14 protein-coding genes are annotated in these 15,306 nt (G+C 59.7%); 5 read left to right on the forward strand and 9 right to left on the reverse strand.

Translation table 11 applies throughout. The annotated features are described in order from the left end of the window. Positions 1–15: 15 nt before the first annotated feature. On the reverse strand, positions 16–2,082 hold the full coding sequence (locus tag A7J50_RS25280; RefSeq protein ID WP_064454217.1) for a carbon starvation CstA family protein: 2,067 nt from the start codon (positions 2,080–2,082) through the stop codon (positions 16–18). A 184-nt stretch (positions 2,083–2,266) separates the two neighbouring features. Between A7J50_RS25280 and A7J50_RS25285 the strand changes: the two genes are divergently transcribed. Continuing rightward, positions 2,267–2,635, forward strand: a complete 369-nt coding sequence (locus A7J50_RS25285) for a PilZ domain-containing protein (protein ID WP_064454218.1) — start codon at positions 2,267–2,269, stop codon at positions 2,633–2,635. Positions 2,636–2,639: 4 nt separating this feature from the next. Here A7J50_RS25285 and A7J50_RS25290 read toward each other — a convergent pair whose 3' ends face one another. Genes A7J50_RS25290 through katB form a run of 4 tightly spaced genes read right to left on the reverse strand, consistent with a single transcriptional unit; the run spans position 2,640 to position 6,942 of the window. Beyond that, a complete protein-coding gene (locus A7J50_RS25290; RefSeq protein ID WP_064455013.1) occupies positions 2,640–3,374 on the reverse strand; it encodes a hypothetical protein in 735 nt (244 codons plus the stop codon). A 26-nt stretch (positions 3,375–3,400) separates the two neighbouring features. Then, complete coding sequence (gene radA, locus A7J50_RS25295; protein ID WP_064454219.1) at positions 3,401–4,768, reverse strand: DNA repair protein RadA; 1,368 nt, start codon at positions 4,766–4,768, stop codon at positions 3,401–3,403. Positions 4,769–4,803: 35 nt separating this feature from the next. Further along, entirely contained in the window at positions 4,804–5,343 is a 540-nt protein-coding gene (locus A7J50_RS25300) for an ankyrin repeat domain-containing protein (protein ID WP_064454220.1), read from the reverse strand. 57 nt (positions 5,344–5,400) lie between these two features. Beyond that, positions 5,401–6,942 (reverse strand): catalase KatB, encoded by a 1,542-nt coding sequence (katB, locus tag A7J50_RS25305; protein WP_064454221.1) that lies wholly within the window; start codon positions 6,940–6,942, stop codon positions 5,401–5,403. A gap of 286 nt (positions 6,943–7,228) precedes the next feature. Here katB and mscL point away from each other — a divergent pair, with 286 nt between their 5' ends. Then, on the forward strand, positions 7,229–7,645 hold the full coding sequence (mscL, locus tag A7J50_RS25310) for a large-conductance mechanosensitive channel protein MscL (RefSeq protein ID WP_064454222.1): 417 nt from the start codon (positions 7,229–7,231) through the stop codon (positions 7,643–7,645). A gap of 42 nt (positions 7,646–7,687) precedes the next feature. On the opposite strand, the gene A7J50_RS25315 is transcribed toward mscL, so the two are convergent. Beyond that, on the reverse strand, positions 7,688–8,464 hold the full coding sequence (locus A7J50_RS25315) for a ferredoxin--NADP reductase (protein WP_064454223.1): 777 nt from the start codon (positions 8,462–8,464) through the stop codon (positions 7,688–7,690). 458 nt (positions 8,465–8,922) lie between these two features. Here A7J50_RS25315 and A7J50_RS25320 point away from each other — a divergent pair, with 458 nt between their 5' ends. Together A7J50_RS25320 and A7J50_RS25325 are read left to right on the forward strand one after the other, a co-directional pair. Further along, positions 8,923–9,633 (forward strand): helix-turn-helix transcriptional regulator, encoded by a 711-nt coding sequence (locus tag A7J50_RS25320; protein ID WP_064454224.1) that lies wholly within the window; start codon positions 8,923–8,925, stop codon positions 9,631–9,633. A gap of 181 nt (positions 9,634–9,814) precedes the next feature. Beyond that, positions 9,815–10,939: a methyltransferase gene (locus A7J50_RS25325; RefSeq protein WP_064454225.1), complete on the forward strand. Its 1,125-nt coding sequence runs from the start codon at positions 9,815–9,817 to the stop codon at positions 10,937–10,939. Positions 10,940–11,003: 64 nt separating this feature from the next. Here the strand turns inward: A7J50_RS25325 and A7J50_RS30235 are convergent, their stop codons facing one another. Genes A7J50_RS30235 through A7J50_RS25335 form a run of 3 tightly spaced genes read right to left on the reverse strand, consistent with a single transcriptional unit; the run spans position 11,004 to position 13,632 of the window. Then, positions 11,004–11,171 carry a DUF2474 domain-containing protein gene (locus A7J50_RS30235; RefSeq protein ID WP_064502999.1) on the reverse strand — a complete coding sequence of 56 codons (168 nt, stop codon included), beginning with the start codon at positions 11,169–11,171 and terminating at the stop codon, positions 11,004–11,006. A 12-nt stretch (positions 11,172–11,183) separates the two neighbouring features. Beyond that, positions 11,184–12,191 (reverse strand): cytochrome d ubiquinol oxidase subunit II, encoded by a 1,008-nt coding sequence (gene cydB / locus A7J50_RS25330; protein ID WP_064454226.1) that lies wholly within the window; start codon positions 12,189–12,191, stop codon positions 11,184–11,186. Position 12,192: 1 nt separating this feature from the next. After that, entirely contained in the window at positions 12,193–13,632 is a 1,440-nt protein-coding gene (locus tag A7J50_RS25335; protein ID WP_064454227.1) for a cytochrome ubiquinol oxidase subunit I, read from the reverse strand. 329 nt (positions 13,633–13,961) lie between these two features. On the opposite strand from A7J50_RS25335, the gene A7J50_RS25340 reads away from it, so the two are divergent. Then, entirely contained in the window at positions 13,962–15,200 is a 1,239-nt protein-coding gene (locus A7J50_RS25340; protein WP_064454228.1) for an MFS transporter, read from the forward strand. Positions 15,201–15,306 lie beyond the last annotated feature (106 nt).

A 15,306-nucleotide genomic window follows, 5' to 3' on the forward strand; every position in this document is an offset into this window, starting at 1 on the left:
GGTTGCAATCCTCGATTACGCGTCCGGTACGGCCTGGAACGGGGCTTCTTTATCCGTACGCTCTTTGTTGCCCCAAGCGGCGACGCCGACTTTGAGCGCATAGAACAGGATGCTGAACACCACGAACAGGAACAGCGCCGTCAGCGTTGCGTTGGTGTAGGCGTTCCAGATCACGTGCTGCATCTGGTCGATGTTCTTGGCCGGGGCGAGGATCTGGCCGCCGGCCAGGGCATCGCTGTACTTCTTGGCCAGCGACAGGAAGCCGATCGCCGGGTTAGCGTCGAACAGCTTGATGAAGCCTGCGGTCACGGTGCAGATCAGCAGCCAGACAGCCGGCAACATGGTCACCCAGATGTAGCGTTGGCGTTTCATTTTGATCAGCACAACGGTGGCGAGCATCAGCGCGATACCGGCCAGCATCTGGTTGGAGATACCGAACAGCGGCCACAAGGTGTTGATGCCACCGAGCGGGTCGATCACGCCTTGGTACAGCAGGTACCCCCACATCGCCACGCAACCGGCGGTCGCAATCAGGTTGGCCGGCCAGGAGTCAGTTCGCTTGAGGGACGGCACGAAGGAGCCGAGCAGGTCTTGCAGCATGAAGCGACCCGCACGTGTACCGGCATCCACCGCCGTCAGGATGAACAAGGCTTCGAACAGGATCGCAAAGTGGTACCAGAATGCCATGGTGTTTTCACCCGGCAGCACACTGTGCAGGATCTGCGCGATACCCACCGCAAGCGTCGGCGCACCGCCGGCACGCGCCAGGATGGTGGTTTCGCCGATGTCATGCGCCACCGCCGTCAAGGCTTCCGGGGTAATCGCAAAGCCCCAGCTGCTGACGGTTTGTGCCACAGTCACCACATCCGCACCGACCACGGCAGCCGGGCTGTTCATGGCGAAGTACACGCCCGGCTCGATCACCGAAGCAGCAACCATGGCCATGATGGCAACGAACGACTCCATCAGCATCGCGCCGTAGCCGATGTAACGGGCGTTGACTTCGTTATCCAGCAGCTTGGGCGTGGTGCCCGAGGAAATCAGCGCATGGAAACCCGAGACCGCGCCACAGGCAATGGTGATGAACAGGAACGGGAACAGGCCGCCCTTCCACACCGGGCCGGTGCCGTCGATGAATTGGGTCAGTGCCGGCATTTTCAGCACGGGCATGGTGACCAGGATGCCGATCGCCAGGGCGATGATGGTGCCGATTTTGAGGAAGGTGGAGAGGTAGTCCCGTGGTGCCAGGATCAGCCACACCGGCAGTACCGCCGCGACGAAACCGTAGCAGATCAGCATCCAGGTGATCTGGATGCCGGTGAAGGAGAAGGCCTTGGCCCAGACCGGGTCAGCGGCAATCTGCCCGCCCAGCCAGATCGAACCCAGCAGCAACAGCACGCCGATCACCGAGATCTCACCAATGCGGCCCGGGCGGATGTAGCGCATATACACGCCCATGAACATCGCGATCGGGATAGTTGCCATCACCGTGAAGATGCCCCAAGGGCTCTCGGCCAGGGCCTTGACCACGATCAGCGCCAGCACCGCGAGGATGATGATCATGATCAGGAAACAGCCAAACAGCGCGATGGTCCCGGGAATGCGGCCCATCTCTTCGCGAACCATGTCCCCCAGGGAACGGCCGTTGCGACGGGTGGACAGGAACAGGACCATGAAGTCTTGCACCGCACCGGCCAGCACCACCCCGGCAATCAGCCACAGGGTGCCTGGCAGGTAGCCCATTTGCGCCGCCAGTACCGGGCCGACCAACGGGCCTGCACCGGCAATCGCCGCAAAGTGGTGACCGAATAGGATGTGTTTGTTGGTCGGCACGTAGTCCAGACCATCATTATTGAGCACTGCCGGGGTGGCCCGCAGTGGATCAAGTTGCATCACATTGTTAGCGATGAACAGACTGTAGTAACGGTACGCAACCAGATAGATGGCCACTGCAGCGACCACAATCCACAAGGCGTTGATCGCCTCGCCGCGGCGCAAGGCCACTACGCCCAGGGCGCACGCTCCTACGATTGCCAGCAGCAGCCAGGGTAGGTGGCGTAGCAGGCTATTATTATTTTTCATTTTTATATTCCAGCCAGGGTGGACAGAAAGGACAGCCAGCCCGAGTTTAGCGCTACTGGCCTCAAAGACCAGCCCCCTACATTGGTCTAGAGCCTTGCCAAGGAAAAAAACGGCAAAAAAATCAGAAATAAAAGCCCGAGGGTGGCGCAGGGCTACAATCTTTCTACCCACAGAGGAATTGACCATGAGCGAGCAGCCCTCAGATCGACGCCGTTTCCGGCGTATCGCCTTCGATGCGCGGACGACCCTTGCACAAAACGGCTGGAATTGGCCGGTGCAACTGGTGGATTTGTCGCTGAAAGGTTTGTTGGTGCAACGGCCCGAAGACTGGCAGGGTAATCGCGCAGAACTGTTCGACGTGGATATTCGCCTGGACCCACAGGCGCATATAAAGATGCAGGCCAGGCTGACCCATGACGACGATGGCCAGTTGGGGTTTGTGTGCGAGCACATCGACTTGGAGTCGATCAGCCATTTGCGGCGGTTGATCGAACTTAACCTCGGCGATCAGGAAGAACTTGAGCGGGAACTCGGCGCGCTGCTGCAGGTGTGACGATTCAGGGAAACGCCGTGCGCGCAGGGAATTCGTTTTCTGCGTCCCAGTAGCCCGCCTTCTGACTCGACTCAGCCTGCCATTGCCCGTCGACAAAACGATAGGTCGTATAGCGGGTCGCGAAATCGTCGTCGCCGTCACCGTCCATAAAGGACGACACTTGCAGTAGCTCATCCGCGCCACCGCTGGCCGGCGTAGCAATCTGCCACGCGGCTTTGCCGGTCTGGGCCAGCGTCAGAGGCTCGACCTTACCGTCGCCGCCCTTATAGCTCATCGGCTTGAGTTGCTGTTTGGAAGGCAGCAGCAGTTGAGTCGCCGGGCCGCTGTAACTGCCCATCGGTGCCGTCTGGTCGATGATCAAAAAGTACACCGGTTCCGGCAGGCCTTTGAGCGGAGCCTTCTGGACCTTGGCCAAGGGATAGCCAAGATCGTCGTGCGCCAGCATCGTGCCGGACGCCGACAGTAAGCGTACCTGAGCGTTGAGCAACGGGTTCTCCACCAGATCGCCGGGCTCGTCAAACGAGTCCTCATCCAGGCCATTGCCCCAACTGTCCTTGTGCAACTGCGCGCTGATGCGCTGGTCTTCCAGCACCTGCAACACGCTGCCGTCTTCCGTCGCCAACTTCTGGGCCAGGCGGTAACCGGCCGGCAGTGTGGCCGACTCAGCCAAGGCAATGCCCGGTAACCCGAGCAAGGCCACGAACAGGGCACATACCCCCCAACGATGGGTCTGTTGCATTGCGCTCATCCCTGATTGCTCCACGTTTATTCGAAAAGTGCATCCAACGCCTGCTCCAGGCGCGTGACCGCAATAACCTGCAAGCCCGGCGGCGATTCTTTCGGCGCATTGCCCTTGGGCACAATTGCGCGCTTGAAACCGTGCTTGGCCGCTTCTTTCAAGCGTTCCTGGCCACTCGGCACCGGGCGCACCTCGCCCGACAGGCCGACTTCACCGAACACCAACAAGTCATGGGGCAGCGGCCGATTGCGCAGGCTGGACATCACCGCCGCCATCAAGGCCAGGTCGGAGGCGGTTTCCAGCACCTTGACCCCGCCAACCACGTTGAGGAATACGTCCTGGTCATGGGTGGGAATGCCGCCGTGACGGTGTAGCACAGCGAGCAACATCGCCAGGCGGTTCTGATCCAGACCCAGCGTGACCCGGCGCGGGTTGGCCAGGTGGCTGTCATCCACCAGCGCCTGCACTTCCACCAGCATTGGCCGAGTGCCTTCCCACGTCGCCATCACCACACTTCCCGGAACTTCTTCCTGGGCACGTGTGAGAAAAATGGCCGACGGGTTAGAGACTTCTTTCAATCCTCGGTCGGTCATGGCGAACACGCCCAACTCATTGACTGCACCAAAGCGGTTCTTCACCGCCCGCAGCAATCGCAAGCGGCCATCGGATTCGCCTTCGAAATACAGCACCGTGTCGACCATATGCTCAAGCACCCGTGGCCCGGCCAGCGCGCCTTCTTTGGTCACATGGCCGACCAGGAAGATCGCCGTACCGCTCTGCTTGGCATACCGCACCAGCAACGCCGCGCTTTCACGCACCTGGGATACGCCGCCCGGTGCCGACTGCAACTGCTCGGTGAAAATCGTCTGGATCGAGTCGATCACCATGACCTTGGGCTTTTCGATGCGGGCCGTGGCGATGATGCTTTCGATGCAGGTTTCGGTCATTACCCGCAGTTGATCCTGGGGCAGGCCCAGGCGACGGGCGCGCATGGCCACTTGCTGCTGGGATTCTTCGCCGGTGACATACAGCGCCGGCATGCGACTGGCGATGCTGCACAGGGTTTGCAACAGGATGGTTGATTTACCGATGCCGGGGTCGCCACCGATCAGCACCACCGAACCGTCCACCAGGCCACCGCCGAGCACGCGGTCCAGCTCACCGGAAGCCGTGGAGAAACGCGGGATCTCTTCAACACTGACTTCGGCCAAGGTCTTGATCTGCGCCTGCTGCCCGGTCCAGCCGGCTCGGCCGGTAGGGGCCGCAGCGCCGCCGCTTTCGATCATGGTTTCAGTCAGGGTGTTCCACGCGCCACACTCGGTGCATTGGCCGGCCCACTTGGGAAAGGTCGCGCCGCACTCCGTGCAGCCGTACATGCGCTTGGCCTTTGCCATTTGAGAACCTCCAACCGAAAAACCGCGATGATAGCTCAGCGCGGCGCCGGGGTCCGGATTTCACCACTGGCTAATCGTGAAGCACTGTTGCCGATCGGGTCCTCGGCGTTGAGGTCGGCGCCCTTGGCTTTTAATTCATCCATCAGCTCGATGCGCTTGAACAGCCCGGCGTACATGGCGGCGGTCTGCCCGGCGCCGTTGCGCTGGTCGGGGTTGCAGTCGGTGGCCAGCAGCCGTTGGGCGATTTTCAACTCGCCTTTGAAGATTGCCCCCATCAACGCCGTATTGCCGCGTTTGTCCTGCACGCAGGCGTCGGCGCCGGCGTTGAGCAGGCGCTCCACGAAAGACCCCTGGCCGTGGTAGGCGGCAAGGATCAGCGCGGTGTAACCCTTGTCGTCCTGGGTATTGAGGCTGTAGCCGGATTCGATGAAGGTGTTGAGCATATCGACATCGCCACGGCGGGCGGCGTCGAAGTAGTAGTCCTGTAACTGCGCCTTGAGCGCGACCGGGTCGGGGGCCTCGGCATGGGCGACGAAGGCGAGCATTGCCATCAGTAAACCGAGAGAGATTCGCATGGGTTTTCTCCTAACAGGGGGTCGACACCCTGATCTGGGCGTCGACCGGAACCAACGTCAGTCAGTCAGTTTTTCTGCCAGCGCTTTAACGCGAGCCAGGTCACCTTTGGCGACCTTGGTCACACCCGTGCCGTACTCCGGGTCAGCTTTATAGAGGAACGACAGGATGATGTGCTTGCTCTCATCATCAGTCGTCGCCAGCGAGCCGCCGAAGTTTTCGATCAGGTCCTGACGCTCTTTCTTGCTGTAGGTGCGGTACAAGTCACCGGCCTGCTTGAAGTTCTGCTCACGCTGGATCTTCGCCTGCTGGGTGCTACCCGACAGCGCCGACTGGCTGTAGCGCGCGGTTTGCGGCTCTTCGCGTGGTAACAGCCGGCTTGGCTGGTAGTTCACGCCGGTGGTGGTTTTGCCGAAGTTCATCGCGCCGTCCTGGTTACCGTTGTTGACGGTGACGCGGGGTGCGTTGATCGGCAGTTGCAGGGCGTTCGGCCCCAGGCGGTACATCTGGGTGTCGGCGTAGGAGAACACCCGGCCTTGCAGCAAGCGGTCTTCCGACGGTTCGATGCCCGGGACCAGGTTGGCCGGGGCCATGGCCACTTGCTCGGTTTCCTGGAAGACATTCGCCGGGTTGCGGTTCAACACCATCTGCCCGACTTTACGCTCCGGCACGTTCGGCCAGATCTTGGTGGCGTCCAGCGGGTCGAAATCAAACTTGGCCAAGTCCTCGGGTTTAAGCACTTGCACATACAGGTCCCACTTGGGGAAGTCGCCCTTGTTGATGTGGGTAACCAAGTCATTGGTCATGTGGCTGTAGTCACGCCCTTGCACCTCGGTAACTTGCTTGGGATCGAGGTTCTTGATGCCTTGCAGGCTCTTCCAGTGGAACTTGACGTAGTGCACTTCGCCTTTGGCGTTGATCAACTTGTAGGCATGTACGCCGTTGCCGTCCATTTCCCGATAACTGGCCGGGGTGCCGGAGTCTGAGTACAGCTCGGTCAGCGTACGGGTGGACTCGGGAACATGGGAGAAGAAGTCAAAACGACGGGAGTCGTCGTCCAGGTTAGTGCGTGGGTCGGGTTTGAACGCGTGCACCATGTCCGGGAATTTAATGGCGTCACGAATGAAAAACGTCGGGAAGTTGTTTCCTACCAGGTCCCAGTTGCCTTCGGCGGTGTAGAACTTGGTGGCGAAGCCGCGCGGGTCACGCAGGGTTTCTGGAGAGTGGTTGCCGTGGACCACGGCCGAGAAGCGCACGAATACCGGCGTCGCTTCACCTGCGGCGAAGACCTTGGCTTTGGTCAGGTCGCTGAGGTTGTCGGTGGCGGTGAATGTACCGTGGGCGCCGGTGCCACGCGCGTGCACCACACGTTCCGGGATGCGTTCACGGTCGAAGCGCTGCAGTTTTTGAATAAGCTGCACGTCCTGCAGCAGCACGGGGCCATTGGCACCGGCCGTTTGGGAGTTCTGGTTGTCACCCACGGCAGCGCCGTTATCGCGGGTCAGGTTGGCGGCTTGTACAGAGAGGGAAAGCAGGCTGGCGGTCACCAGTGCCAACGCGTATCGCGCTGAAACCGGCCCGCGGCTCATTGGAGTATTCATCGAGGTGTCCTCTGGTTTTTTTGTGCACATTCAGTTGTGCTTGCCAGAGGCTAGTGACCTGCGAGTCAGAAGATAAATAGAAAAACACCACCGGTACGATTAAGAAAAAAGTGTGGTAACCCACTGAAACAGCGAGTATTTCGCGCGCGATTGGTGGCACTTTGCAAACTATTTGCGCTTTAATGTGTCGATAAAAATTGACAGTGTTAACGGTTGTGTCGCGCAAGCCGCCTACGACTGAATTACACTGACCTCCACCCTTCTCATCTGTAACAAGGAATAACCTATGGGCGTGATCAGTGAGTTCAAGGCCTTCGCGGTCAAAGGTAATGTGGTCGATATGGCCGTCGGTATCATCATCGGCGCCGCCTTCGGCAAGATTGTTTCCTCGTTTGTAGGCGACGTGGTCATGCCGCCCATCGGTCTGCTGATCGGTGGCGTGGACTTCGCTGACTTGGCCGTGCAACTCAAGGCGGCGCAAGGCAGTGCTCCGGCCGTGGTACTGGCTTACGGCAAATTCATCCAAAGCATTATCGACTTCGTGATCATCGCGTTTGCGATCTTCATGGGCGTAAAAGCGATCAACCGCCTCAAGCGTGAAGAGGCCGTGGCGCCGACCCTGCCGGCAACGCCGAGCAAAGAGGAAGAGTTGCTGACGGAGATCCGTGATCTGCTCAAGGCTCAGAACAACAAGCCGCTTTAAATCGGTGGACCCAGAAAGGCGCCTATTGCAGGCGCCTTTTTTTTACCAATAATTTTCCACCGCCACTTGCCCTGGGCGCCGGCTCAGGCTCAGTTGCATGTCGCGTTGTTTGAGCAGTTGCCGTGTGTCATCGACCATCTGCGGGTTGCCGCAAATCAGCACGCGGGAGAATTCGGGGGTCAGCGCGACGCCAGCAGCGCGTTCCAGTTCGCCATTCTCGATCAGCGTGGTAATGCGCCCGTTCAGCGCCCCGGGATGCTGTTCACGCGTAACGATGGGGATGTAGACGAGTTTATGGGCGTATTCGGCCAGGTACTCTCGCTCACCCAACGCTGCAATCAGGTGCTGATACGCAAGCTCTTTGGCCTCGCGCGCGCTGTACGCCAGAACGATACGCTCGAATTTCTCCCAGGCCTCGAAGTCCTGCAGGATCGACAGAAACGGCGCCACCCCGGTACCGGTGCCCAACAACCACAGGTCGCGCCCGTCCACAAAGCGGTTCAGGGTCAGGAAGCCTGTGGCCTGGCGCTCCACCATCAAGGTGTCACCCACCTGTAGCCGGCTCAACTCACTGGTGAACTCGCCCTCCGGAACAACAATAGAGAAGAAGTCCAGGTGCTCGTCAAACGGCGACGACACGATGGAGTAAGCACGCCATACGGTACTCCCATCCGCCTTGCTCACCCCCAGGCGCACAAACTGGCCGGCAGTAAACCGAAAGCCCGGATCGCGTGTGGTGCGCAGGGTAAACAGGCTAGGGGTCAGCGATTGCACGTCGAGCAACGTCTGGCGGGTAAATTTCTCAGCACTGGCCGTCATGGGGGTCTCCGTTCAACAGGTACCCCTAGTGTCCCCCAAAGTCGCACAGGGAAACACCGTTGGTTTGTACTGGCATTACCGTTGACCCGGATGCTTACAGACAGAGGGGAACGTAAAATTATTACATTCCAAAGACATTTAAGCGCAGGACGGGCATTAAATTACCAACTAATCATTTAGCTATTTCCCAACTTCCAATACGCCATTAGATGACACAGTCAATCTAACTGATATCAATCCAATATCGTCAGCAACCTGTTAAAACCAATGAGATTTTCTTACTAACAACAAAACTTACACAAAAAACTCACTGCTGTACAAGTTCATGAAGTGTAAAGACGAAGGCCACATGACATTTTTTTCACCTCTCCATGTAGCCTTTATCCTACACTCCTTTCCGTGCCTCATTGGGAGCCAGGAAGTGCCCGGGCAATAACAACATGTATGGAGAGTTACCGATGGTCAACTGGCGCAACACGAGGATCCCAAAACTTGAAGGCGAGGATAAGATCACCACTGTTTATGAGATGGTCGTGAATCACACCTATCAGCTCGGCTTTGAATATTGCTCATTTACGATGAGTTCCCTACAACCCACCCTTCAAACAAAACAGTTTCACTTAAACAACTATCCAAATGAATGGAACAGCGTTTACAAGCAAGCGAACTTCTTTGATATAGACCCAGTAGTAGCCCACTGCAAACGTAGCGTAATGCCTATCGTGTGGGACGAAAAAACGTTCAGCACCACGCCACACTTATGGTCGTTGGCCCAATCGTTTGGCGTGCATTTTGGTTGGACTCAGGCAGTACACGACTTCCAGGGCGTGTTCAGCATGCTGACCCTGGGCCGAAGTACCGGCGAAGTCAGTCCCCAAGAGCTTTACGAGAAAGCCGGCCAGGCACTGTGGCTTTGCCACGTATTGCACGCGGCGGTGGCACAAAAACATGCCGATAAACCGAGTATTACGCCGCCTTGCAAATTGACCCCACGGGAAACGGAAATCCTCAAATGGTCAGCCATGGGCAAGACGGCGTCGGACATTGCCACGATCCTGTGTCTGTCAGAACGTACCGTGGGCTTTCATATCAGCAGTTGCCTCAAAAAATTGGGCGTCAATAACAAGATCGCCGCCGTGCTCTGTGCCTCCAAAGCGGGCCTGTTTTAACCGGCGTACAAACACCGCATGTAATCCCACCGAAAAAAAAGTAACATTTACGGCCTATTCTGAGTGTTGAAGCCGCGCCTCGGTGCCGCCTCGCCGTTCACTCAGTTGCCGTTCACACGGATAGTTGCGCCGGTTGCCCGCACCCGCCGCCGCCCATCGTTGACCCAGAGCCTCCCCCGCCATGCCCCTGCTTGACAGCCCCTTCGCCCAGCTCGATCTGATCCGCCAGCCAGAGCAACACAATGACCCGCTGCAGGCTTTCGATGCCGCCGACGAGTACCTGCTCAACTACCTGGCCGAACAGCCGCATGGCGCCGCAACCCGCGTACTGGTGCTCAATGACAGCTTCGGTGCCGTGGCGGCCAGCCTGGAAGGCAAGGTTCAGGTGACGTCCAGCGGCGACTCGTATCTGGCAGCCCAGGGCCTGGAGAAAAACCTGGTGCGCAATGGCAAGGCGTTTGATGCAGTACCATTCGTGCCCGCCAGCCAGGTGCCGACCGGGCCGTTCGACCGCGTACTGATCCGCGTGCCGAAGACCCTGGCCTTGCTGGAAGAGCAACTGATTCGCCTGCAAGGGCAGTTGGCGCCGGGCGCCGAGGTGATCGCGGGCGCTATGATCAAGCACCTGCCACGGGCTGCAGGCGAGCTGCTTGAGCGCTATATCGGGCCCATGCACGCCTCGCTTGCGGTCAAAAAAGCCCGGCTGCTGATTGCCACGGTCGAAGATCGACCGGTTGCCGCCTCGCCCTACCCCACCCGCTACGCCTTGGACGCACCGGCCATCGAGTTGCGTAACCACGCCAACGTGTTCTGCCGTGAAGGCCTGGACATCGGCACCCGCGCCTTCCTCCCGCACCTGCCGAAAAACCTGGGCAGCGCTCGCGTCGCCGACCTGGGCTGCGGTAACGGCGTGCTGGCGATTGCCAGTGCACTGCAAAACCCCGACGCGCAGTACACGCTCGTGGATGAATCCTACATGGCCGTGCAGTCGGCGCTCGAGAATTGGCAGGCGGCACTCGGGGCGCGAGAAGTCATCGTTCGCGCCGCTGATGGCCTCGCCGGCCAGGAACCGCAGTCCCTGGACGTGGTGCTGTGCAACCCGCCGTTCCACCAGCAACAGGTGGTCGGCGACTTCCTTGCCTGGCGCATGTTCCAGCAGGCGCGGGAGGCCCTGGTGGTCGGTGGCGCGCTTTACATCGTGGGTAACCGCCACTTGGGCTATCACAGCAAGTTGGCGCGTTTATTCCGTGGCGTTGAGCAAGTGGCCGCCACGCCTAAGTTCGTGATTCTCAAAGCGCGCAAATAAAAAACCCCGCCTTTCTCGCAAAAGGCGGGGTTGAAAGCCGGGCCGCAAGGCCCGGAACGGGATGTCAGTGAGTCGTCAGGCCGGCCGCGCTCATGAACATACGCATCAGGCTGGCCACGACGAACAGGGCCAGCACACTGCCGGTCCAGATCATCGCCAGCCACCCCAGGCGCCGCCACAACGGCTGTTTCTCGGCCTGTTCGATCTCGTGCAACGTAGGTTTGCCGGGCATGTTACGACCCTCCTAGTGATAACCGTCTTCGTGGGTGACCTTGCCGCGGAACACGTAGTAGCTCCAGAAGGTGTAACCCAGGATAAACGGGATGATGAACAGCGTGCCCACCAGCATGAAGCCCTGGCTTTGCGGCGGCGCGGCGGCGTCCCAGATCGAGACAGACGGTGGAATGATGTTCGGCCACAGGCTGATCCCCAGGCCGCTGTAGCCGAGGAAGATCAGTACCAGTGTCAGCAGGAACGGCGTGTAGTGCGCATTACGCGCCACTGCGCGGATCAAACCGTACATGGTCACCAGCACCAGGATCGGCACCGGCAGGAACCAGAACAGGTTCGGCAGGGTGAACCAGCGCGAGGCGATTTCCGGATGCGCCAGCGGCGTCCACAGGCTGACGATACCGATCACCGCCAACACCACAAAGGCCAACGGCCGCGCCAGGTTGTGCATCTGCTCCTGCAACTTGCCTTCAGTCTTCATGATCAGCCAGGTGCAACCGAGCAAGGCATACGCGACCACCAGGGCCACGCCGCAGAACATCGTGAACGGCGTGGCCCAGTCGAGTGAGCCGCCGGCAAACTGGCGATTCACCACCGGGATGCCGTCGATAAATGCCCCCAGCGCCACGCCCTGGAAGAACGTCGCCGCGATGGAGCCGCCGATGAACGCCTTATCCCACAGGTGACGCTTATGGTCCTTGGCCTTGAAGCGGAACTCGAAGGCCACGCCCCGGAAGATCAGCCCGATCAGCATCAGGATCAGCGGCAGGTACAACGCCGACAACACCACCGAATAGGCCAGCGGGAACGCGCCGAACAACGCCGCGCCCCCCAGGACCAGCCAGGTTTCGTTGCCGTCCCAAACCGGGGCGACGGTGTTCATCATCACGTCACGGTCGACTTTGCCCGGGATAAACGGGAAGAGAATGCCGATACCCAGGTCGAAACCGTCCATGACCACGTACATCATGATGCCGAAGATGATGATCACGGCCCAGATCAGCGGAAGATCAATACCCATCTCAATTCCCCTTGTGCTGGATGTGAGTGTGGTCGTCATCGCTGCCATCATCGGCCGCAGACAACGGACGGGCCGGTGTGCGTTTCTGCCCAGGGCCACCATGGGTTGGCTCGGAGCCTTCGTGCGTCTGAGGCCCTTTGCGCACCAGACGCATCATGTAGCCCAACCCGGCGCCGAACAGCGCGAAGTACACCACCACGAACAACACCAGGGTAATGGTCATCTGCGCCAGGCTATGCCCGGAGGATGCATCCGCCGTGCGCATCAACCCATAGACCACCCAGGGCTGACGACCGATTTCGGTGGTGAACCAGCCGGCGAGAATCGCGATCAGGCCGGACGGGCCCATCCACAACGCCAGGTACAGGAACGGCCTGGAGGTATACATCTTGTCGCCCCGGCGCAGCCACAGGCTGAACAAACCGGTGAAGATCATCAGGAAACCCAGGCCGACCATGACCCGGAACGACCAGAACACGATGGTCGAGTTGGGACGGTCTTGCGGCGGGAAATCCTTGAGCGCCGGCACTTGCTTGTCCAGGGAGTGGGTCAGGATCAGGCTGCCCAGGTACGGGATTTCGACGGCGTATTTGGTCTTCTCGGCTTTCATGTCGGGCCAGCCGAACAGGATCAGCGGCGTCGGCTCGTTGCCGATATTTTCCCAGTGACCTTCAATCGCGGCGATTTTCGCCGGCTGATGCTTCAGCGTGTTCAGGCCATGGAAGTCGCCAATCACCGCCTGGATAGGCGCGACGATCAAAGCCATCCACATCGCCATCGACAACATGGTGCGGATCGCCGGGTTGTCCTTGCCGCGCAGCAAGTGCCAGGCCGCCGAGGAACCGACGAAGAACGCCGTGGCCACAAACGCTGCCGTGGCCATGTGCGCCAGGCGATACGGGAATGACGGGTTGAAGACGACGGCGAACCAATCGGTCGGTATCACGCGGCCGTCCACGATTTCGAAGCCCTGGGGTGTCTGCATCCAACTGTTGGACGACAGGATCCAGAAGGTAGAGATCAACGTACCGACGGCCACCATCACCGTGGCAAAGAAGTGCAGTTTGCGCCCGACCTTGTTCCAGCCGAACAGCATCACACCGAGGAAACCGGCCTCGAGGAAGAAGGCTGTCAGCACTTCATAGGTCAGCAACGGCCCGGTAACGGCGCCGGCGAAGTCCGAGAAGCGGCTCCAGTTGGTGCCGAACTGGTAGGCCATGACCAGCCCGGAGACCACACCCATGCCGAAGTTGACGGCAAAGATCTTCGACCAGAAATGGTAGAGGTCACGGTAGGTGTCGTTGTGAGTCTTGAGCCACAAGCCCTCGAGCACCGCAAGGTAACTGGCCAGGCCGATGGTGATCGCCGGGAACAGGATGTGGAACGAGATGGTGAACGCGAATTGAATTCGGGCGAGATCTAGCGCCTCCAAACCGAACATAAGTTTTCCTCTGTCAGGTAATACCGGCTGCTGGCTGGGAGCCTGCACCCACTGCCCCCACGGATATGGAGTGTGGCGAATTTCAATTCGTTTCTTTTTTTACCCATCACGCAGGGATTCTGGCCTTTCGGCCGCCAGAACAATCCCGGGGCCGGTTTTGATCTGGATCAAGCATTGCTGAAAGAGTAGTCCCATTTTGGCTGTAGGAAGGCGTGGTCTTTTGCCGCGTGACAGCTTGTCTCAGCCCGGCGCCCAGCAAACCCTTGCAACTATTTGTTACAGCTTGATGCTAACCTCGGTGCTCCCTCCGCTCCGAACCTGTATTCCCGATGCCTAGTGAACCTGCGTTGCTGTTGCGTCACCACCGCCCTTTCATCGCGTTCTGGCTGGCACGGATCTTCACCGCCAGCGGCTTCCAGATGCTCACCGTGGCCATCGGCTGGAACCTCTACCAATTGACCGGCAACGTGCTGGACCTGGGTTTGGTCGGCCTGGTGGAATTCATACCGCGCGTACTGTTCATGTTGCATACCGGGCACGTGGCCGATCGCTATGAACGGCGCAAGGTCGCCGCCATCTGCCAAACCGTGCAGGCGCTGATTGCGTTGTCGCTGGCCATCGGCGGCCTGACCGGCAACGTCACCCGCGAAATGATCTTTATCCTGGCCTTTCTGCTCGGCGCCGCACGCTCGTTTGAAATGCCCACTACCCAGGCGCTGCTGCCGAGCATCGTGCCCAGCGCACTGTTTCCGCGAGCCGTGGCCTCCTCACAATCGGCGCAACAACTGGCAACCATCGTCGCGCCGGCGCTCGGCGGTTTGCTGTACGCATTCGGCAGCGTGTGGGTGTATGGCCCAACGGTGGCGCTGTACCTGATTGCCTGCGTGCTGACCCTCAACCTGCCCGCCCGCCAGACCCCACTGAACAAAGCCAAGGCCACCCTGGACTCGCTGTTGGCCGGGGTTCGCTTTATCCGCAGCCGCCCGGACATCCTCGGTGCCATCTCCCTCGACTTGTTCGCCGTGCTGCTGGGCGGCGCCACGGCGTTGCTGCCGGTGTTCGCCAAAGACATCCTGCTGACCGGCGCCTGGGGCCTGGGCCTGCTGCGTTCGGCACCGGCGGTGGGCGCGTTGTTGATGTCGCTGTGGCTGGCGCGGTTCTCGGTGGACCGCCAGGTCGGTCGCGTAATGTTTACCGCTGTGGGTGTGTTCGGCGTAGCAACCATCGCGTTCGGGCTGTCGACTTCGTTCTGGTTTTCCCTGGCCGTGCTGGTGGTGCTCGGCGCGGCGGACATGATCAGTATGGTGATCCGCGCCTCCTTTGTGCAGCTGGAAACCCCTGATGAAATGCGCGGGCGCGTCAGTGCGGTCAACGGGCTGTTTATCGGCGCTTCGAATCAGTTGGGCGAGTTCGAGTCCGGCATCACCGCCCATTGGTTCGGCACCGTGCCCGCCGTGGTCATGGGCGGGATCGGTACGCTGCTGGTGACGGGCGTGTGGATCAAGCTGTTCCCGTCCCTGGCCAACCGCGACCGCATGCATGTGCCGGTGGAAGAGGCCAAAGTCTAAGTCCCCCCACCTGATTTGATGCTGGAATGCAGTAAAGGTGGGAGCGGGCTTGCTCGCGAATGCGAAGTGTCAGTCACCTAATGTATTGACTGATGCACCGCATTCG

It is taken from the genome of Pseudomonas antarctica, assembly GCF_001647715.1.
GTDB lineage: Bacteria > Pseudomonadota > Gammaproteobacteria > Pseudomonadales > Pseudomonadaceae > Aquipseudomonas > Aquipseudomonas antarctica_A.

Excerpts from the sequence above, each read along its gene's own strand:
- mscL (WP_064454222.1), top strand. The coding sequence starts at position 7,229 with ATGGGCGTGATCAGTGAGTTCAAGGCCTTCGCGGTCAAAGGTAATGTG.
- radA (WP_064454219.1), bottom strand. The coding sequence starts at position 4,768 with ATGGCAAAGGCCAAGCGCATGTACGGCTGCACGGAGTGCGGCGCGACC.
- A7J50_RS25315 (WP_064454223.1), bottom strand. The coding sequence starts at position 8,464 with ATGACGGCCAGTGCTGAGAAATTTACCCGCCAGACGTTGCTCGACGTG.
- katB (WP_064454221.1), bottom strand. The coding sequence starts at position 6,942 with ATGAATACTCCAATGAGCCGCGGGCCGGTTTCAGCGCGATACGCGTTG.
- A7J50_RS25335 (WP_064454227.1), bottom strand. The coding sequence starts at position 13,632 with ATGTTCGGTTTGGAGGCGCTAGATCTCGCCCGAATTCAATTCGCGTTC.
- A7J50_RS30235 (WP_064502999.1), bottom strand. The coding sequence starts at position 11,171 with ATGCCCGGCAAACCTACGTTGCACGAGATCGAACAGGCCGAGAAACAG.
- A7J50_RS25290 (WP_064455013.1), bottom strand. The coding sequence starts at position 3,374 with ATGCAACAGACCCATCGTTGGGGGGTATGTGCCCTGTTCGTGGCCTTG.
- A7J50_RS25325 (WP_064454225.1), top strand. The coding sequence starts at position 9,815 with ATGCCCCTGCTTGACAGCCCCTTCGCCCAGCTCGATCTGATCCGCCAG.
- A7J50_RS25285 (WP_064454218.1), top strand. The coding sequence starts at position 2,267 with ATGAGCGAGCAGCCCTCAGATCGACGCCGTTTCCGGCGTATCGCCTTC.
- cydB (WP_064454226.1), bottom strand. The coding sequence starts at position 12,191 with ATGGGTATTGATCTTCCGCTGATCTGGGCCGTGATCATCATCTTCGGC.
- A7J50_RS25280 (WP_064454217.1), bottom strand. The coding sequence starts at position 2,082 with ATGAAAAATAATAATAGCCTGCTACGCCACCTACCCTGGCTGCTGCTG.
- A7J50_RS25300 (WP_064454220.1), bottom strand. The coding sequence starts at position 5,343 with ATGCGAATCTCTCTCGGTTTACTGATGGCAATGCTCGCCTTCGTCGCC.
- A7J50_RS25320 (WP_064454224.1), top strand. The coding sequence starts at position 8,923 with ATGGTCAACTGGCGCAACACGAGGATCCCAAAACTTGAAGGCGAGGAT.
- A7J50_RS25340 (WP_064454228.1), top strand. The coding sequence starts at position 13,962 with ATGCCTAGTGAACCTGCGTTGCTGTTGCGTCACCACCGCCCTTTCATC.